14 protein-coding genes are annotated in these 15,247 nt (G+C 73.0%); 8 read left to right on the forward strand and 6 right to left on the reverse strand.

Features of this window, described 5'->3' with window-relative positions:
* Positions 1 to 201: 201 nt before the first annotated feature.
* Positions 202 to 801, reverse strand: coding sequence for a TetR/AcrR family transcriptional regulator (locus ACQSSQ_RS11835; protein WP_431327280.1), 600 nt, complete (start codon positions 799 to 801; stop codon positions 202 to 204).
* Positions 802 to 893: 92 nt separating this feature from the next.
* Here ACQSSQ_RS11835 and ACQSSQ_RS11840 point away from each other — a divergent pair, with 92 nt between their 5' ends.
* Genes ACQSSQ_RS11840 through ACQSSQ_RS11855 form a run of 4 tightly spaced genes read left to right on the forward strand, consistent with a single transcriptional unit; the run spans position 894 to position 6,172 of the window.
* On the forward strand, positions 894 to 1,667 hold the full coding sequence (locus tag ACQSSQ_RS11840; RefSeq protein WP_431327992.1) for a purine-nucleoside phosphorylase: 774 nt from the start codon (positions 894 to 896) through the stop codon (positions 1,665 to 1,667).
* On the forward strand, positions 1,667 to 2,458 hold the full coding sequence (locus ACQSSQ_RS11845) for an NAD-dependent epimerase/dehydratase family protein (RefSeq protein ID WP_431327281.1): 792 nt from the start codon (positions 1,667 to 1,669) through the stop codon (positions 2,456 to 2,458). The genes ACQSSQ_RS11840 and ACQSSQ_RS11845 overlap by 1 nt, the downstream gene beginning before the upstream one ends.
* Positions 2,458 to 4,107, forward strand: a complete 1,650-nt coding sequence (locus ACQSSQ_RS11850; protein ID WP_431327282.1) for a phospho-sugar mutase — start codon at positions 2,458 to 2,460, stop codon at positions 4,105 to 4,107. The genes ACQSSQ_RS11845 and ACQSSQ_RS11850 overlap by 1 nt, the downstream gene beginning before the upstream one ends.
* 4 nt (positions 4,108 to 4,111) lie before the next feature.
* Positions 4,112 to 6,172, forward strand: coding sequence for an alkaline phosphatase family protein (locus ACQSSQ_RS11855; protein WP_431327283.1), 2,061 nt, complete (start codon positions 4,112 to 4,114; stop codon positions 6,170 to 6,172).
* 111 nt (positions 6,173 to 6,283) lie between these two features.
* On the opposite strand, the gene ACQSSQ_RS11860 is transcribed toward ACQSSQ_RS11855, so the two are convergent.
* From ACQSSQ_RS11860 to ACQSSQ_RS11880, 5 genes are all read right to left on the reverse strand, one after another.
* Entirely contained in the window at positions 6,284 to 7,060 is a 777-nt protein-coding gene (locus ACQSSQ_RS11860; protein ID WP_431327284.1) for an ABC transporter permease, read from the reverse strand.
* Positions 7,057 to 8,079 (reverse strand): ATP-binding cassette domain-containing protein, encoded by a 1,023-nt coding sequence (locus ACQSSQ_RS11865; protein ID WP_431327285.1) that lies wholly within the window; start codon positions 8,077 to 8,079, stop codon positions 7,057 to 7,059. Before ACQSSQ_RS11865 ends, ACQSSQ_RS11860 begins: the two co-directional genes overlap by 4 nt.
* A 175-nt stretch (positions 8,080 to 8,254) precedes the next feature.
* On the reverse strand, positions 8,255 to 8,929 hold the full coding sequence (locus tag ACQSSQ_RS11870; RefSeq protein WP_431327286.1) for a PadR family transcriptional regulator: 675 nt from the start codon (positions 8,927 to 8,929) through the stop codon (positions 8,255 to 8,257).
* Positions 8,930 to 9,064: 135 nt separating this feature from the next.
* Positions 9,065 to 10,075, reverse strand: coding sequence for a glycoside hydrolase family 25 protein (locus ACQSSQ_RS11875; protein ID WP_431327287.1), 1,011 nt, complete (start codon positions 10,073 to 10,075; stop codon positions 9,065 to 9,067).
* A 337-nt stretch (positions 10,076 to 10,412) separates the two neighbouring features.
* Positions 10,413 to 11,249, reverse strand: a complete 837-nt coding sequence (locus tag ACQSSQ_RS11880; protein ID WP_431327288.1) for a universal stress protein — start codon at positions 11,247 to 11,249, stop codon at positions 10,413 to 10,415.
* Between the two features lie 76 nt (positions 11,250 to 11,325).
* Here ACQSSQ_RS11880 and deoC point away from each other — a divergent pair, with 76 nt between their 5' ends.
* From deoC to ACQSSQ_RS11900, 4 genes are read left to right on the forward strand one after another with little or no spacing between them, the layout of a single operon-like run.
* Complete coding sequence (gene deoC, locus ACQSSQ_RS11885; RefSeq protein ID WP_431327289.1) at positions 11,326 to 12,276, forward strand: deoxyribose-phosphate aldolase; 951 nt, start codon at positions 11,326 to 11,328, stop codon at positions 12,274 to 12,276.
* Positions 12,277 to 12,285: 9 nt separating this feature from the next.
* The gene (locus ACQSSQ_RS11890) at positions 12,286 to 13,764 is read left to right on the forward strand and encodes an aldehyde dehydrogenase family protein (protein ID WP_431327290.1); all 1,479 of its coding nucleotides are present in this window, start codon (positions 12,286 to 12,288) and stop codon (positions 13,762 to 13,764) included.
* Positions 13,761 to 14,621, forward strand: a complete 861-nt coding sequence (locus ACQSSQ_RS11895) for an aldehyde dehydrogenase family protein (protein WP_431327291.1) — start codon at positions 13,761 to 13,763, stop codon at positions 14,619 to 14,621. Before ACQSSQ_RS11890 ends, ACQSSQ_RS11895 begins: the two co-directional genes overlap by 4 nt.
* On the forward strand, positions 14,618 to 15,238 hold the full coding sequence (locus ACQSSQ_RS11900) for an ATP-binding protein (protein WP_431327292.1): 621 nt from the start codon (positions 14,618 to 14,620) through the stop codon (positions 15,236 to 15,238). Before ACQSSQ_RS11895 ends, ACQSSQ_RS11900 begins: the two co-directional genes overlap by 4 nt.
* The last annotated feature ends 9 nt before the right edge of the window (positions 15,239 to 15,247 follow it).

A 15,247-nucleotide genomic window follows, 5' to 3' on the forward strand; every position in this document is an offset into this window, starting at 1 on the left:
AGGACGCAGGTCCCGACAAGAGGACCCGACGTTCGCGCCACGTGACGGCGCGGGCGTCGGGTCCATCGTCGTACCGGCTCCGCTGAGGTACCCGAGCGAAGGCGAACCTCCCCGAGCGTGGGGACTCGGGGCAGTCGGCGTTCGACGGGGTACCCGAGTCCAGGCCGTACGGCGGACGGCGTCGTACGGCGTGGGCTGGCGTCAGAGCGACGGCACGCCGACCGCGCGCAGCACGAACCGCTCCGTCATCGCGACCGCCGCGTCCCGCTCGGGCGTCTCGGGATGCGTCACCTGCCGGCTCTGCAGGCACGCCAGCACCAGACCGGTCGTCGCCCGCAGGTCCTCGAGGGCGAACGTCCCCTGGGCCATGCCGTCCTCGAGCACGTCGCGCAGGAGGTCCTCGACGACGATGACGTGCTCGCGCATGTGGAGCAGCGCGTCGCGCGACAGCACGGAGTAGAGCTGCGGCCCGAGGCCCATGTGCATCTCGCGGGAGAGCGCGACGTGCATGCGGACGTACGTGCGCAGCCGCTCGACCGGGCCCTCGACCTCCTCGAGCGCGGACCGGATCGCCTCGACGTAGCGCTCCGTCTCGTCCATCGCGAACGCGAGGAGGACGGCCTCCTTGTCGGCGAAGTGGTTGTAGATGGCGGTGCGGCCGATCTCCGCCCGCGACGCCACGTCCGCCAGACGCACCGCGTCGTACCCGCGCTCGTTCAGGAGGTCGCCGAACGCCGTGAGCACCCGACGCCGGGTCTCGGCGCGGTGCTCGGCGAGGCTCTCCCCGATGATCTTGGGCACGCCGACAATCTACCGGGGTCGGGGTCCGCCTGCGTTAGTGTGCCGACGTGAGCGTCGCATCCGAGAGCAACCGTGCCCGATCGCCCGAGGAGATGGCCGCCGCGGCGGCGGAGGTGCTGCGCGAGCGCACCGGCGGGGACCATGACGTCGCCCTGGTGATGGGGTCCGGCTGGCGCCCGGCCGCCGACGTCCTGGGCACCCCCGACCACGAGCTCCCCGCGACCGACCTCCCCGGCTTCCGCGCCCCGTCGGTCGCCGGCCACGGCGGCACCATCCGCTCGGTGCGTGTCGGTGACGTGCGCGTGCTGGTCTTCCTCGGCCGGACCCACCTGTACGAGGGTCACGGCGTCGACGCGGTCGCGCACGGCGTCCGGACCGCCGCCGCGGCCGGCTGCCGCGCCGTCGTCCTCACCAACGCCTGCGGCGGCCTGCGCACCGAGTGGACGCCCGGCACGCCGGTGCTGATCAGCGACCACATCAACCTGACGGCGACGTCCCCTCTGCACGGCGCGACCTTCGTCGACCTGACCGACCTCTACGCCTCGCGCCTGCGCGCCCTGTGCCTCGAGGTCGACCCGACGCTCGCCCAGGGCGTGTACGTCCAGTTCCCGGGACCGCACTACGAGACGCCGGCCGAGATCGGCATGGTGCGGGCGATCGGCGGCGACCTCGTCGGGATGTCGACGGGGCTCGAGGCGATCGCGGCCCGCGCCGCCGGACTCGAGGTGCTCGGCATCTCGCTCGTCACCAACCTCGCCGCCGGCGTCTCCGCAGAGCCGCTGGACCACGAGGAGGTCCTGGCCGCAGGCGCCGCCTCCGCCGAGACCATGGGCCACCTGCTCGCCAGCGTGGTGGGCAGGATCTGATGCGGGTCCTCGTGACCGGCTCGTCCGGCGCGATCGGGCGGACGGTCGTGTCGGGCCTGTTCTCGCGCGGCCACACCCTGCGCGGGATCGACGTGCTCGAGCCGGAGCGCGGTCTCGCGGCCCTGCTCCCCCTCGGCGCGTTCATCGGCGACGTGACGGACCCGGTCGTCGCCGCCGATGCCGTGTCCGGGGTCGACGCCGTGGTCCACCTCGCCGGCAACCCGTCGGAGGCGCCGCTGCCCGAGGCGCTCGCCTCGCACGCGCTCACGACCGCGTCGCTGCTCGACGCGATGCTCTCCCACGAGGTCCGGCGGATCGTCTACGCCAGCAGCAACCACGCGGTCGGCCTCGTCCCGCGCGGCGAGGTGCTCCGCACCGACGTGCTCCCGCGGCCCGACACGTTCTACGGCGTCGGCAAGGTCGCGGCGGAGGGGCTGCTCAGCCTGTACGCAGACCGCTTCGGCATCGAGGCGGTCGCGCTGCGGATCGGCTCGTTCCTCCCCGAGCCGACGACGCGCCGGCAGCTCGCGACGTGGCTCTCCTACGGCGACGCCGTACGCCTCGTCGACGCCGCGCTCACCGGCCCGGTCGACGGCTTCACGCCGGTCTACGGGATCTCGGCCAACACTCGCGCCTGGTGGGACCTCGAGCCGGGGCGCAGGCTGGGCTACGAGCCGCGCGACGACGCCGAGGCGTACGCCGGTCGCATCGGCGAGCGCGAGGAGGACGAGGCCGAGGGAGCGTACGTCGGCGGTCCGTTCGCCGTGATGCCGCTCAGGAAGGCACTGTGATGGCCGCACCGCTCGAGGACGAGGCCCGCGCGTGGATCGCGCAGGACCCCGATCCGCAGACGCGCGCGGAGCTGGAGGAGCTGCTGAGCGCGGGTGACCAGGAGGCCCTCGCCGAGCGCTTCGCCGGTCGCCTCGAGTTCGGCACGGCAGGGCTTCGCGGTCCGCTCGGCGCCGGCCCGACCCGGATGAACCGCGTCGTCGTCGCCCAGGCCGCCGCGGGACTCGCGGCGTACGTCCTCTCCCGCGCCGAGGGCGTTCTGCCATCCCGCGCCGCAGACGCTCGCCCGACGCTCGTCGTCGGCTACGACGCGCGCCACAACTCGGCGGTGTTCGCGCGGGACACCTGCGAGGTGGCCCAGGCCATGGGGGTCCGCGCCCTGCTGCTGCCGGAGCCGCTGCCGACGCCCGTGCTGGCATTCGCGATCCAGCACCTCGGTGCCGACGCCGGCGTGATGGTGACGGCGTCGCACAACCCGCCGCAGGACAACGGTTACAAGGTCTACCTCGGTGACGGCAGCCAGATCGTGCCCCCCGCCGACCTGGACATCGCCGCCGCGATCGCCGCCGTGGGACCGGTCGACGCGCTCCCGCGCGACCCGTCGTACGAGGTGCTGGGCGACGAGGTCCGCGACGCGTACGTGGCTGCCGTCGGTGCCCTGCCCTCCCCCGGGCCACGCGGGCTGGTCGTCGCGTACACGCCGATGCACGGCGTCGGGCGCCAGACCGCCGAGAGCGCCGTGGAGGCGGCCGGGTTCGCGTCGCTCCACGTGGTCGCCGAGCAGGCAGACCCGGATCCGGCGTTCCCGACGGTCGCGTTCCCCAACCCGGAGGAGCCCGGCGCGACCGACCTGCTGCTCGCCCTCGCCGACCAGGTCGGAGCGGACCTCGCGGTCGCGAACGACCCCGACGCCGACCGGTGCGCCGTCGCGGTGCCCACGATGCACGGCTGGCACCAGCTGTCCGGGGACGAGGTCGGGGTGCTGCTCGCCGACTTCCTCCTGCGTCGCGGGGTCGAGGGGACGTACGCCACCACGATCGTGTCGTCGTCGCTGCTCGGTCGGCTCGCGGCGGCGTACGGGCAGCCGTACGCCGAGACGCTCACCGGCTTCAAGTGGATCGGCCGGGTGCCGGGACTCGCCTTCGGGTACGAGGAGGCGCTCGGCTACGCCGTCGCACCGTCGATCGCCCGCGACAAGGACGGCATCTCGGCGATGGTGCGGGTGCTCGAGCTGGCGGCCGAGCTGCGCGCCGCGGGACAGACTCTCGTGGACCGGCTCGACGAGATCGCCGAGCGGTTCGGGCTCCACGCGACCGCGCAGCTCGCGGTCCGCGTCGACGACCTCGCGGTGATCGCGGAGGCGATGGCGCGGCTGCGGCACGCGCCACCGACGCGGCTCGGCGGGTTCGCGGTGGAGCGCGTGGACGACCTGGAGCAGGGTTCCGACCTGCTGCCGCCGACCGACGGGCTGCGGTTCGTGCTCGCGGAGGGCGCCCGGGTCGTCGTACGCCCGTCCGGGACCGAGCCGAAGCTCAAGTGCTACCTCGAGGTCGTGGTCCCCACGCCCGACGGGGTGGAGGCCGCCAGGATCGCGGCGGCGGCACGGCTGGACGCGATCCGCACCGACCTGTCGGGCGCACTGGGGGTATGACGCCATGACCGCACCGAGGAGCTACCGCGTCCGCTGGGGAGACGTCGCGCGGCTCCTCGTCGCGTGGGTGGCCGGGACGCTCACGCTGGTGCTGGTCGACGTGCTCCTCGACGAGCTCCGGTTCACGACGTGGTGGGCACCGGCGGTCGCCGCGGCCGTCATCGGCGTCGTAGGCCTCGTCCTTCACCCGCTCCTGGTCGCGGTCGCTGCGCGCGTCGGATGGCTCGCGGTCATCGCTCTCGCCGTCGTCGGGCAGGCGGTCGTCATCGGCGTCGCGCTCGCGATCGTCCCCGGCGTCGAGGTCGAGTCGTGGTGGGCTCCCCTGGTCGCTGCGTGGCTCGCGGCGCTGGTCGGCTCGGTGCTCGCGTGGCTCGGGACGGCGGGCACCGACGAGGGCTTCGCCGTCTCCCTCGCCCGCCGCGGTCGCCGGTCGCGCCGACATCCGGACGGTCCGCTCCCCGAGGGACTGCTGATCGTCCAGCTCGACGGCGTCCCGTACCCCGTCCTGACCTGGGCGCTCGCCGCCGGCAACACCCCCACGCTCGACCGCTGGCTGCGCGGCGGCAGCCACACCCTGCACGAGTGGCGTCCCACGGTGCCGTGCACCACGCCGGCCAGCCAGCTCGGGATCCTCCACGGCACCGTCGAGTGGGTCCCCGCGTTCCGCTGGTACGACCGCGAGCTGGGTCGCGTCCTGACCGCGAACCACCCCGCCGACGCGGCGATCATCGAGCAGCGTGCCGAGGGGCCGGGGCTCCTGTCCGACGGAGGCGTCTCGGTCTCCAACCTGTTCAGCGGCGGCGCCGACCGTACGGCGATGGTGATGTCGCGGCTGCGGACCGGACGCGGGACCACCATCACCCGCGAGGCGGTCGGCTGGTTCGTGCTGCGACCGGACGGGTTCGCGCGGAGCCTGTTCCGCGCGATCGGCGAGGTCGTCCGCGAGCGTGCGCAGGCCGCCCGCCAGGTCCGCCGCGACCTGCGGCCCCGGGTGGTGCGCGACTGGACGTTCGCGCTGCTGCGCGCGGTGTCCAACGGTGTCATCCGCGACCTCTCGACGGCCGTCGTCGCGCAGGAGATGCTGCGCGGCACGCCGATCCTGTACGTGGACTACGTCGACTACGACGAGGTGGCGCACCACGCGGGTGTCTTCCGGCGGGAGTCGCTGGCGGCGCTCGAGGCGCTGGACGGGGTGCTCGCCACGCTCGCGACCGTCGCGGAGTCCGCACCGCGGCGCTATCGGATCGCGGTGGTGAGCGACCACGGCCAGTCCCAGGGCGACACGTTCCTCCAGCTCGACGGCGCCACCCTCGCCGACGCGGTGGCCACCCTCACCTCCGGGTCGGTGGAGGCGGTGCAGACGACCGGCGAGGACTACGCGCGGCTCCGCGCGCTGGCCGAGGACATGGCCGGCTCCGGAGCGGGCTCCGGCACGGCTCGTCGGACTGCGGAGCGCCTCGACCGCCGGACCCGTGCCGGCACCGAGACCGACGGCGACGGCGCGGCTGCCCGCAGCGGCGCCCCCGGCGTACGCGCCCCCGGCGAGACGTCGGACAGCGACCTCATCGTGCTCGCCTCGGGCAACCTCGGCCTCGTCCACGCCCGCACGGACCGACGCCTCCTCCTCCACGAGATCGACGAGCGGTGGCCGCGGCTCATCCCCGGGCTGGTCAACAACCCGACGATCGGGTGCGTGGTCGCGATGACGGTCGCCGAGGGCCCTGTGGCGATCGGCCCGGACGGCATCCACGCCCTGCGGACCGGCGCGGTGGTCGGCGACTGCGACCCGCTCGCCGCGTACGGCGACGGCGCCCGCGACCGGCTCCTTCCCGCGGCGGAACGACCGATGGCTCCGGACCTCTACGTCATCAGCGCCTGCGACGCAGCGACCGGCACGGTGCACGCGTTCGAGGAGCTGGTCGGCAGCCACGGCGGGTTGGGCGGATGGCAGGACCGCGCGGTGCTCCTCGCACCGGCGGACCTCACCGCCCCGCCCGCCGAGATCCTCGGCGCCGATGCCCTCCATCAGGTCCTCCGCGGCTGGCGCGAGGAGCTCGGCGCCTGAGGGCCCGTCCCGTCCCGTCCCCGATTTGTGCAGGTGATCAGCCTTTTGGGGCGCGAGAACGAGCCTCAGTGCACAAATCGGGGACGGACGGGGCGACGCGGCCGCTGCCGATCAGACCGAGCGCTGGTACGCCCGGAACGCCCGCGTCGCGAGCCACGCCATCAGCACCGCGAGCACGAGCAGGAGACCGAGCCGTGTGCCGACGACCGTCCAGTCCGGCGCCGCTGACAGCGCCTCGCGGGACGCCACCGCAGCCCAGTCCACCGGGTTGAACCGCGCCACGGTCGCCACCCACTCCGGCATCAGCGCCGGGGCGAGCATCACCGACGAGAGGAACGTCAGCGGCAGCGTGAGGAACTGCGAGATGCCGATGAGCGCCTCCTGCTGACGGACGAGGAGCGCGACGGCGTTCGAGAGCGCCGCGAAGACGCAGCCCAGGAGCACCGCGGCCACGATCACGACGAGCCAGCCGAGCGGACCGCCGTCGAAGCGGGCGCCAGCGACGACCCCGACCGCCAGCACGATCACCGTCTGGACCGCGATCGTGACCGACTGCGACGCCAGCGAGCTCGCCATCAGCGCCCCGCGCCCGACCGGCGAGGTGAGGTCGCGATCCATGACACCGCGGTCCATCGCGACGATGAAGCCGGTGCCGGCCCAGCCCGCGGAGAACATCGCGGTCATCACGGCGATCCCCGGGGTGAGGTACGTCAGGTAGCTCTCACCCCCGAAGCCGGGGAGCTCCACGACGTTGCGGAACAGCTGGCCGAACAGGAGGAGCCAGACCAGCGGCTGGATGAGCGTGAAGGCGAGGTACGCCGGCTGGCGGGCGAGCGTCCGCAGCGACCGTTCGGTGAGCAGACGGGTGTGCACGAGCGTGGTCGTCATGCCGCCACCCCCTCGGCCTCGCGCCCGGTCGGCGCCGCGGCCTGCGCGGAGGCGAACGCACGTCCGGCGTAGCGCAGGTAGACGTCGTCGAGCGACGGCCGCGACACCGTGACCGCGGCCAGCCGCAGGTCGGCCGCGTCGAGCGCCGCCATCACCTGAGGAAGAACAGCAGCGCCGTCGTCCACCCGCGCCCGCAGCGTGTCGCGGTCGCGGGTCAGCTCGTGCACGCGTGTCAGCCCGGCGAGGACGACGCTCGCGCGGTCGACGTCGCCACGGTCCGCGAGCTCGACCGCGATCGCGTCGCCGGAGAGTCCGTGCTTGAGCTCCGCAGGCGTCCCGGTGACGACGACGCGGCCGTGGTCGACGATCACCAGCCGCTGCGCGAGGTGGTCGGCCTCCTCGAGGTAGTGCGTCGTGAGCAGGACGGTGAGCCCGTCGTCGGAGGCCAGCCGCGCGATCTCGGCCCACAGGTCGGCCCGCGCCTCGGGGTCGAGCCCGGTCGTGGGCTCGTCGAGGAAGAGCACCTGGGGCCGGTGCATCAGGCTCATCGCCACGTCGAGCTTGCGCTGCATCCCGCCGGACCACGTCCGCGCGAGCCGGCGCCCGGCGTCGGTGAGACCGAAGCGCTCCAGGAGCTCGTCGGCGCGCTCACGGGCGGCGCGGGCCGACATCCCGTAGACGCGTGCGGAGAGGACGAGGTTCTCGACGCCGGTCCCGATCGGGTCGAACCCCGGCTTCTGGGAGACGTACCCGATCGCGTGGCGGACGTGCCGGGCGTCGCGGGCGACGTCGTACCCGGCCACGGTCGCGGTGCCGGAGTCCGCCCGTGAGAGCGTGGTCAGGATCTTGACGGTGGTCGACTTTCCGGCGCCGTTGGGTCCGAGCAGGCCGAGCACCGTCCCCGGCTCGACGGCGAGGTCGACGCCGTCGAGGGCGCGGACCTCCCGGTCTCGGGAGCGGTAGGTCTTGGTGAGTCCGGCGACCGCGATCGCGGGGCCGGACCGTGTCGTGCTGGGCACGGTGGGTTCTCCTTCCGACGAGGAGTCCACCGCTGGTGCCGTAGCCTTGAGGTGCAGCCGTCGTGGCTCGGCGTCAGCGTCGGACTCGATGGTCACGGTCCCCGGTCGATGGCAGTCGGTCGGGGACCGCTCTTTTGTCCGTACGCCCGCGGGTGCGGGTCGTACGGGGTCTGGGTCACGGCTCGGGCATCAGCGCCGCGAGCTCGGGGAACTCAGCCACGAGCCTGCGCTGCGTCTCCTCCGGCGAGAGGCCTTCGTCGCGCAGCTCGTGCATGCGTCGCCACACCGCCACCCCACCGAACGTCCCGTCCTTCAGCTCGTCGAGGAGCTCGGTGACGAACGCCTGCTCGGCGTCGCGGAGCGCCTGCTGGTAGTCGCTCTCGACGACGAAGAGCCGGGGGAAGCCGTCGGGCACCGCGGCGCGGATGGCGTCGTACGCCCGGGTCTGGAAGGCGAGCTCGGCGACGCGGCGCTCGAGCAGCGGCACGACGTCGTCCGGCGGCAGCGTCGCGACGAGGGACAGCGCCGCCTCGAAGTCGGTGAACTGAGCCGTCGGCTCGCTGAGGAGCTCGCTCAGCCAGTCGGTCATCATCACCTCGCCCTCGGGGGTGATCTCGTAGACCGTCCGCTCGGGACGCCGTCCCTCGCGCACCGTCTCGCGGGCGGTGATGAGCCCCTTCTTGTGCAGCGACTCGACCACGGAGTAGAGCGACCCATAGTTGAGTCGGATGCTCTCCTCCTTGTGGCGCTGTCGGAGCGTGCTCGACATCTCGTAGGGGTGCATCGGGCGCTCGGAGAGCAGGGAGAGCACCGCCAGCGCCAACGCGTTGGTCGGTCGTCGCACGGCCATGGCGTCCTCCCTCGATCTCGATTACTCGACTCAGAGTATTACGACGAGGGTAGGAACGCAAACGGCCCCCCACCCGGAGGTGAGGGGCCGTTCGAGGAGGTTGCCGCCGGCGTCGCGCCGCCCGGGTCCCCGGCTTCAGCGGACGAAACCGGGCACCGAGATCCCGAGGTGGGGGCCGACGTGCGAGAGGAAGTCGGGCACCGGCGACCGGCGGACGAACTCCTGCTGGTCGTCGGTCGGCTTCTTCGCCGCAGGCTCGGCGGCGGGCTTCTTGGCAGCAGGCTTCGCCGTGCCCGAAGCACCGGCTGCCGGGCGCGCCGCGCCACGGCTCACCGACGGGGCTGCATCCCGACCGGCCGCGGCCGGAGCGCTCGCGGCCCGGCCGGGAAGCGTGTCGGACGCCGTCAGCGCGGCCAGGACCTTGCGCGGAGCCACGTTGACGTCGGCGCGGCCGGGCACGCCCGGGACGCGGCCCGAGTCGGAGTGCTGCCAGATCGCGTAGGCGTTCCAGGGCGCCGGAACGGTCGGGAGCCTGGTCTCGTAGTGGGCGATCCACAGCGGGTAGCGGGCGAAGGTGTGCCGCGCGCCGACGTTGCTCTTCCAGAATCCGGGGCCGGTGTAGATGATCGGACGCTGCCCCATCGCGCGCTCGACGACGTGGAGCCAGGTCTGCGTCCAGCGCCGGACGTGGGCGGCCGAGCGACCGTCGGCGTCCTCGAGGTCGAGCACGAGCATGGGCGCCCGGACGCCGGTGCGACGGACCTCGGTCACGAAGTGTCGGGCCTGTGCACGGGCCGAGGTCCCGGGGCGTGCGAAGTGGTAGAACCCGGTCGCGAGCCCGGCGCGCGAGCTGGCCCGGCCGTCGGCCTTCGCGTACTCGTTGACGAACGTCCGTCCCTCCGTCGCCTTCACGAAGGCGAAGCCGTAGCCGGACTTGCGCACCTTGGCGAAGTCGATGGCGCGGCCGCGCGGGTGCTGATGACCCGACACGTCGATGCCGCGCACGGCTCCCTTGCGGGCCGAGTCGTCGATGGCGGCGGAGGCCGGCGCCGCCGAGGCGAGGGAGGCCGCCACGAGTGCGGCGACCACGGCGAGCACGACGACGAGGGCGCGTCGCGCGGTGGTGGCGAGAACGAGGGTTCCCATGTACTGCTCCTGTCCGAGGGCGGGGGTTCCGCAACCTCGGGAGAGCAGGCAGGAGCCGCCGAGGCTCCTCGGCTCTCGTGCGCGCTCGTACGCTCCGGGGGTCACGGCGTACGACATGGCCGGCGCAGGTGCGCCAGATGTCAGGAGCGGGTCATCGCCCTGCGGCCGTCAGGCACCCGTCGGGGGACGGGGTGCAGCACACACGGCCCAGCTCGGCCGTCTCTCCACTTGGACGAGCGTACATATCAACCCAAATCGGACAAGCAACACGCGGGGTGGGCAGGAGACCGGGCATCGTGGTCGACGTCGCAACCACGATGCGCGGCCCCGCTGCGGATCAGCGCACGACGGCGACGCTGCACCGCGCACGGTGCAGCAGGCCCTGGCTCACCGAACCGAGCAGCATCCCCTCGAAGGCGCCGCGCCCCCGCGACCCGACGACGACCAGCGCCGCCGTCTCGGAGGCGTCGGCGAGCGCGACAGCGCCCGGCACGGTGATGGCCTCGCGCTGCACCGTGACGTCGGGGTAGCGCGCCTCGTACGGCGCCACGACCTCCTTCAGCATGTCCTCGGCGACCGCGATCTCGTCGCCGACCTGCGTCGGGATGAAGCCCGAGAGGATCGCCGGGCTCGAGGCCGAGGTGTGGAACCCGTAGATCACCGTGAGCTCCACGCCCATGGCGTCGGCGTAGGCGAAGGCCCACTCCAGCGCGTGCCCGCTCTCCTCCGACCCGTCGGTGCCCACCACGACCCGCGTCGCCTCAGGGCGCTGCGCCTCGCGGACGACCACCACGGGGCACGCGGACTGCCGGGCGACGTGCTGGCTCACCGAGCCGACCACGAGGTCGGCGATCCTGCCGTGCCCGCGGCTGCCCATGACGACCGCCGACGCGTCCGCCGCGTAGCGGACGAGCTGCTCGGCCGGCTTTCCCGTGCGGACGTCGACGACGGACTCCGGGGCGCCGTCGGCCGCCAGGATCGAGCGCGCCTCCGCGAGGAGGCTCTCCTCGACGTCGTCGGCGGCCTCAGAGCGCGCCAGGTCCTCGGGTATGACCCCGATCGCGTGCAGCGGTGCTCCGACCGCTCGTGCGTAGCGCACGCCCCAGTGCAGCGCGCGGATGCTGTCGTCCGAACCATCGATCCCGACCAGGACGGGTGCCTTTGCGTCAGTCATGCCCCCAGCATGCCTTCCCCGCAGTGGCTGAGCCACGCCCGTCCGGCAACCCACCTTTCCCACCTAGACTGTCGGAGTGACCATCACACCGACCGACCTCGGCAGCGCCGCCGACGTCCGGTCCGTGCTGGGAGACCTCTCCGGGGTCGACCAGGTCGGGCTGGAGGCACGTGCCGCCGCGCTCTCGACCCGCTCCATCAAGAAGGACGCCAAGCGCACGGCGATCGACCTCGCGATCTCGATGGTCGACCTCACCACGCTCGAGGGGGCCGACACCCCCGGCAAGGTCCGCTCGCTGGCCGCGAAGGCCCTGCGCCCCGACCCGTCGGACCCGACGTGCCCGCAGGTCGCGGCCGTCTGCGTCTACCCCGACCTCGTCGGCACCGCGCGCGAGGCCCTCGGTGACGCGCCGATCGGCGTGGCGAGCGTCGCGACCGCGTTCCCGTCCGGGCGCGCTCCGCTGGAGGTGAAGGTCACCGACACCGAGTACGCCGTCGCGGCCGGCGCGAGCGAGATCGACATGGTCATCGACCGCGGCGCCTTCCTCGCCGGCGACCTGCTCAAGGTGTACGAGGAGATCGTCGCCGTCCGGGCCGCCTGCGAGCGCGGCGACGGCTCGCACGCCCACCTCAAGGTGATCCTCGAGACCGGCGAGCTCGCGACGTACGACAACGTCCGCAAGGCGTCGTGGCTGGCGATGCTCGCCGGCGCCGACTTCATCAAGACCAGCACGGGCAAGGTCTCCCCCGCGGCGACCCTGCCGGTCACGCTGCTCATGCTCGAGGCGGTCCGCGACTACCGCGACGCGTTCGGCCGCCAGGTCGGCGTGAAGCCCGCCGGCGGGATCCGCACCACGAAGGACGCCATCAAGTACCTCGTGACGGTCAACGAGACCGCCGGACTCGACTGGATGACGCCGACCTGGTTCCGGTTCGGCGCCTCGAGCCTGCTCAACGACCTGCTCATGCAGCGCCAGAAGCTCGAGACCGGCCGCTACTCCGGCCCCGACTACGTGACGATCGACTGAGGCGACGACATGGCTGTACGCAACGATCCCCCCGCAGTACCTCCCACCGGCCTCGACTACGCCCCCGCACCCGAGTCCCGCGCGATCGTCGACCTCGAGCCCTCGTACGGGCTGTTCATCGACGGCGCGTTCACCGAGGGTGCCGACGGCCGTACCTTCAAGACCGTCAACCCGGCCACCGAAGAGGTCCTGTCGGAGGTCACCGAGGCGACCGACGCCGACGTGGACCTCGCCGTGGCCGCCGCCCGCCGTGCGTTCCGCACCTGGTCGCGGATGCCCGGCCGCGAGCGCGCGAAGTACCTCTACCGCATCGCCCGCATCCTGGCCGAGCGCAGCCGCGAGCTCGCGGTCCTCGAGTCGCTCGACAACGGCAAGCCGATCAAGGAGTCGCGCGACGTCGACATCCCGCTGGTCTCGCAGTGGTTCTTCTACTACGCGGGCTGGGCGGACAAGCTGTCGTACGCCGGGCTCGGCCCGACCCCCCGCCCGCTCGGCGTGGCCGCGCAGGTCATCCCCTGGAACTTCCCGCTGCTGATGCTCAGCTGGAAGATCGCGCCCGCGCTCGCCGCCGGCAACACCGTCGTGCTCAAGCCGGCCGAGACCACCCCGCTCACGGCGCTGCTGTTCGCCGAGATCTGCCAGCAGGCCGACCTGCCGCCGGGCGTGGTCAACATCGTCACCGGTGCCGGCGCCACGGGCCAGGCGCTCGTGTCGCACCCCGACGTCGACAAGGTCGCGTTCACCGGCTCCACCGAGGTCGGGCGCCAGATCGCACGTTCGGTCGCGGGCACCCACAAGAAGCTCACCCTCGAGCTCGGCGGCAAGGCCGCCAACATCGTGTTCGAGGACGCCCCGATGGACCAGGCCGTCGAGGGCATCGTCTCGGGCATCTTCTTCAACCAGGGCCACGTCTGCTGCGCCGGGTCGCGGCTGCTGGTCCAGGAGAACGTCTACGACGACGTGATGGAGCGCCTGAAGCGCCGCATGAGCACGCTGCGCGTCGGCGACCCGCTCGACAAGAACACCGACATCGGCGCGATCAACTCCCGCGAGCAGCTGCAGCGGATCACCGAGCTCGCCGAGGTCGGGGACGCCGAGGGAGCGGAGCGCTGGTCGCCGCCGTGCGAGCTGCCGAGCGCCGGCTTCTGGTACGCCCCCACCGTCTTCACCGGCGTCACGCAGGCGCACCGCATCGCTCGCGAGGAGATCTTCGGGCCGGTGCTCTCCGTGCTGACCTTCCGCACGCCCGACGAGGCGGTCGCGAAGGCCAACAACACGCCGTACGGCCTGTCGGCCGGGGTGTGGACCGAGAAGGGCTCGCGCATCCTCGCGATCGCCGACCGCCTCCGCGCCGGGGTCGTGTGGGCCAACACGTTCAACAAGTTCGACCCCGCGTCGCCGTTCGGCGGCTACAAGGAGTCCGGCTACGGCCGCGAGGGCGGGCGCCACGGGCTCGCCGCGTACCTGCAGGAAGGTGAGGGCCTGTGAGCCGGCTCGACGTCCGCAAGACCTACAAGCTCTACATCGGCGGCGCCTTCCCGCGCTCGGAGTCGGGTCACACCTACGAGGTCCTCGACACCCAGGGGCGCTTCCTCGCCAACGCGGCCAAGGCCTCGCGCAAGGACGCCCGTGACGCCGTCTCGGCGGCCCGCAAGGCGTTCGGCGGGTGGAGCGGACGCACGCCGTACAACCGCGGGCAGATCCTCTACCGCGTGGCCGAGATGATCGAGGGCCGCCACGACCAGTTCACGGCCGACGTGGTCGCCGCCGAAGGGCTCACCAAGGCCCAGGCGGCGAAGGTCGTCGACGCCGCGATCGACCGGTGGGTCTGGTACGCCGGGTGGGCCGACAAGCTCGCCCAGGTGACCGGCAACGCCAACCAGGTGGCAGGCCCGTTCTTCAACCTGTCCTCGCCCGAGCCGACCGGCGTCGTCGCCGTGGTCGCACCCGAGGACGACAGCCTGCTCGGTCTCGTGAGCGTGCTGGCGCCGGTGATCGTCTCCGGCAACACCGCCGTCGTCGTCACCTCGTACGCCCGTCCGCTGCCGGCGGTCACGCTCTCCGAGGTCCTCGCAACCTCCGACCTCCCCGGTGGCGTCGTCAACGTCCTCACCGCGGACGCGAACGAGCTGGGACCCTGGCTCGCGGGCCACCTCGACGTGAACGCGCTCGACCTCACCGGCATCGAGGACGCTGCGGTCGCGGCCGAGCTCGAGGCCGAGGCCGCGGTCAACCTGAAGCGCGTCGTACGCCCGAGCAGCCCCGACTGGACGGCAGAGCCGTCGCTCGCCCGCATGACGGCCTTCCTCGAGACGAAGACCGTCTGGCACCCCGTCGGCGTGTGAGCGCCCGCGCCGCCACCGGGGTCGTGGTCCTCACCGGACCGTCCGGCTCCGGGAAGTCCCGCGTGGCCGAGCGCAGCGGTCTCCCCGTCGTCCGGCTCGACGACTTCTACCGCGACGGGGACGACCCGCTGCTGCCCACGATCACCTTCGGCGACACCGAGGTGGTCGACTGGGACGACGTCCGCTCGTGGGACGCCGGCGCCGCGTGCGACGCCCTGGAGGTGCTCTGCACGACGGGCACGGTCGAGGTGCCGGTGTACGACATCGCGCTGAGCCGCCGTACCGGGACCCACACGCTGATGCTCGGGGACGCGACGACGGTGGCGGCCGAGGGTTTGTTCGCGCACGCCGTCGTGGCCGAGCTCGCGCGCCGCGGCCTCCTCGCCGACGCGATCTGCGTGCGTCACCACCGCGTGGTGACCTTCGTGCTGCGACTGGTCCGGGACCTGCGTGAGAAGCGCAAGCCGCTCCCCGTCCTGCTCCGTCGCGGCTGGCACCTCATGCGCGAGGAGCCGGCCGTCGTCGCGGAGGCCGTCGACCACGGGTGCCGGCCGATGACGCCGCGGCAGGCCGAGCGTCACGTCGCCGTGGTGGCGTCCGCGACCCGCGCCCGCTAGCAGGCCGGG

The organism is Mumia spirodelae (assembly GCF_050632745.1).
In the GTDB taxonomy this organism is placed as follows: Bacteria; Actinomycetota; Actinomycetes; order Propionibacteriales; family Nocardioidaceae; genus Mumia.

Excerpts from the sequence above, each read along its gene's own strand:
- ACQSSQ_RS11855 (WP_431327283.1), top strand. The coding sequence starts at position 4,112 with ATGACCGCACCGAGGAGCTACCGCGTCCGCTGGGGAGACGTCGCGCGG.
- ACQSSQ_RS11880 (WP_431327288.1), bottom strand. The coding sequence starts at position 11,249 with ATGACTGACGCAAAGGCACCCGTCCTGGTCGGGATCGATGGTTCGGAC.
- ACQSSQ_RS11850 (WP_431327282.1), top strand. The coding sequence starts at position 2,458 with ATGGCCGCACCGCTCGAGGACGAGGCCCGCGCGTGGATCGCGCAGGAC.
- ACQSSQ_RS11845 (WP_431327281.1), top strand. The coding sequence starts at position 1,667 with ATGCGGGTCCTCGTGACCGGCTCGTCCGGCGCGATCGGGCGGACGGTC.
- ACQSSQ_RS11840 (WP_431327992.1), top strand. The coding sequence starts at position 894 with ATGGCCGCCGCGGCGGCGGAGGTGCTGCGCGAGCGCACCGGCGGGGAC.
- ACQSSQ_RS11870 (WP_431327286.1), bottom strand. The coding sequence starts at position 8,929 with ATGGCCGTGCGACGACCGACCAACGCGTTGGCGCTGGCGGTGCTCTCC.
- ACQSSQ_RS11875 (WP_431327287.1), bottom strand. The coding sequence starts at position 10,075 with ATGGGAACCCTCGTTCTCGCCACCACCGCGCGACGCGCCCTCGTCGTC.
- ACQSSQ_RS11860 (WP_431327284.1), bottom strand. The coding sequence starts at position 7,060 with ATGACGACCACGCTCGTGCACACCCGTCTGCTCACCGAACGGTCGCTG.
- ACQSSQ_RS11890 (WP_431327290.1), top strand. The coding sequence starts at position 12,286 with ATGGCTGTACGCAACGATCCCCCCGCAGTACCTCCCACCGGCCTCGAC.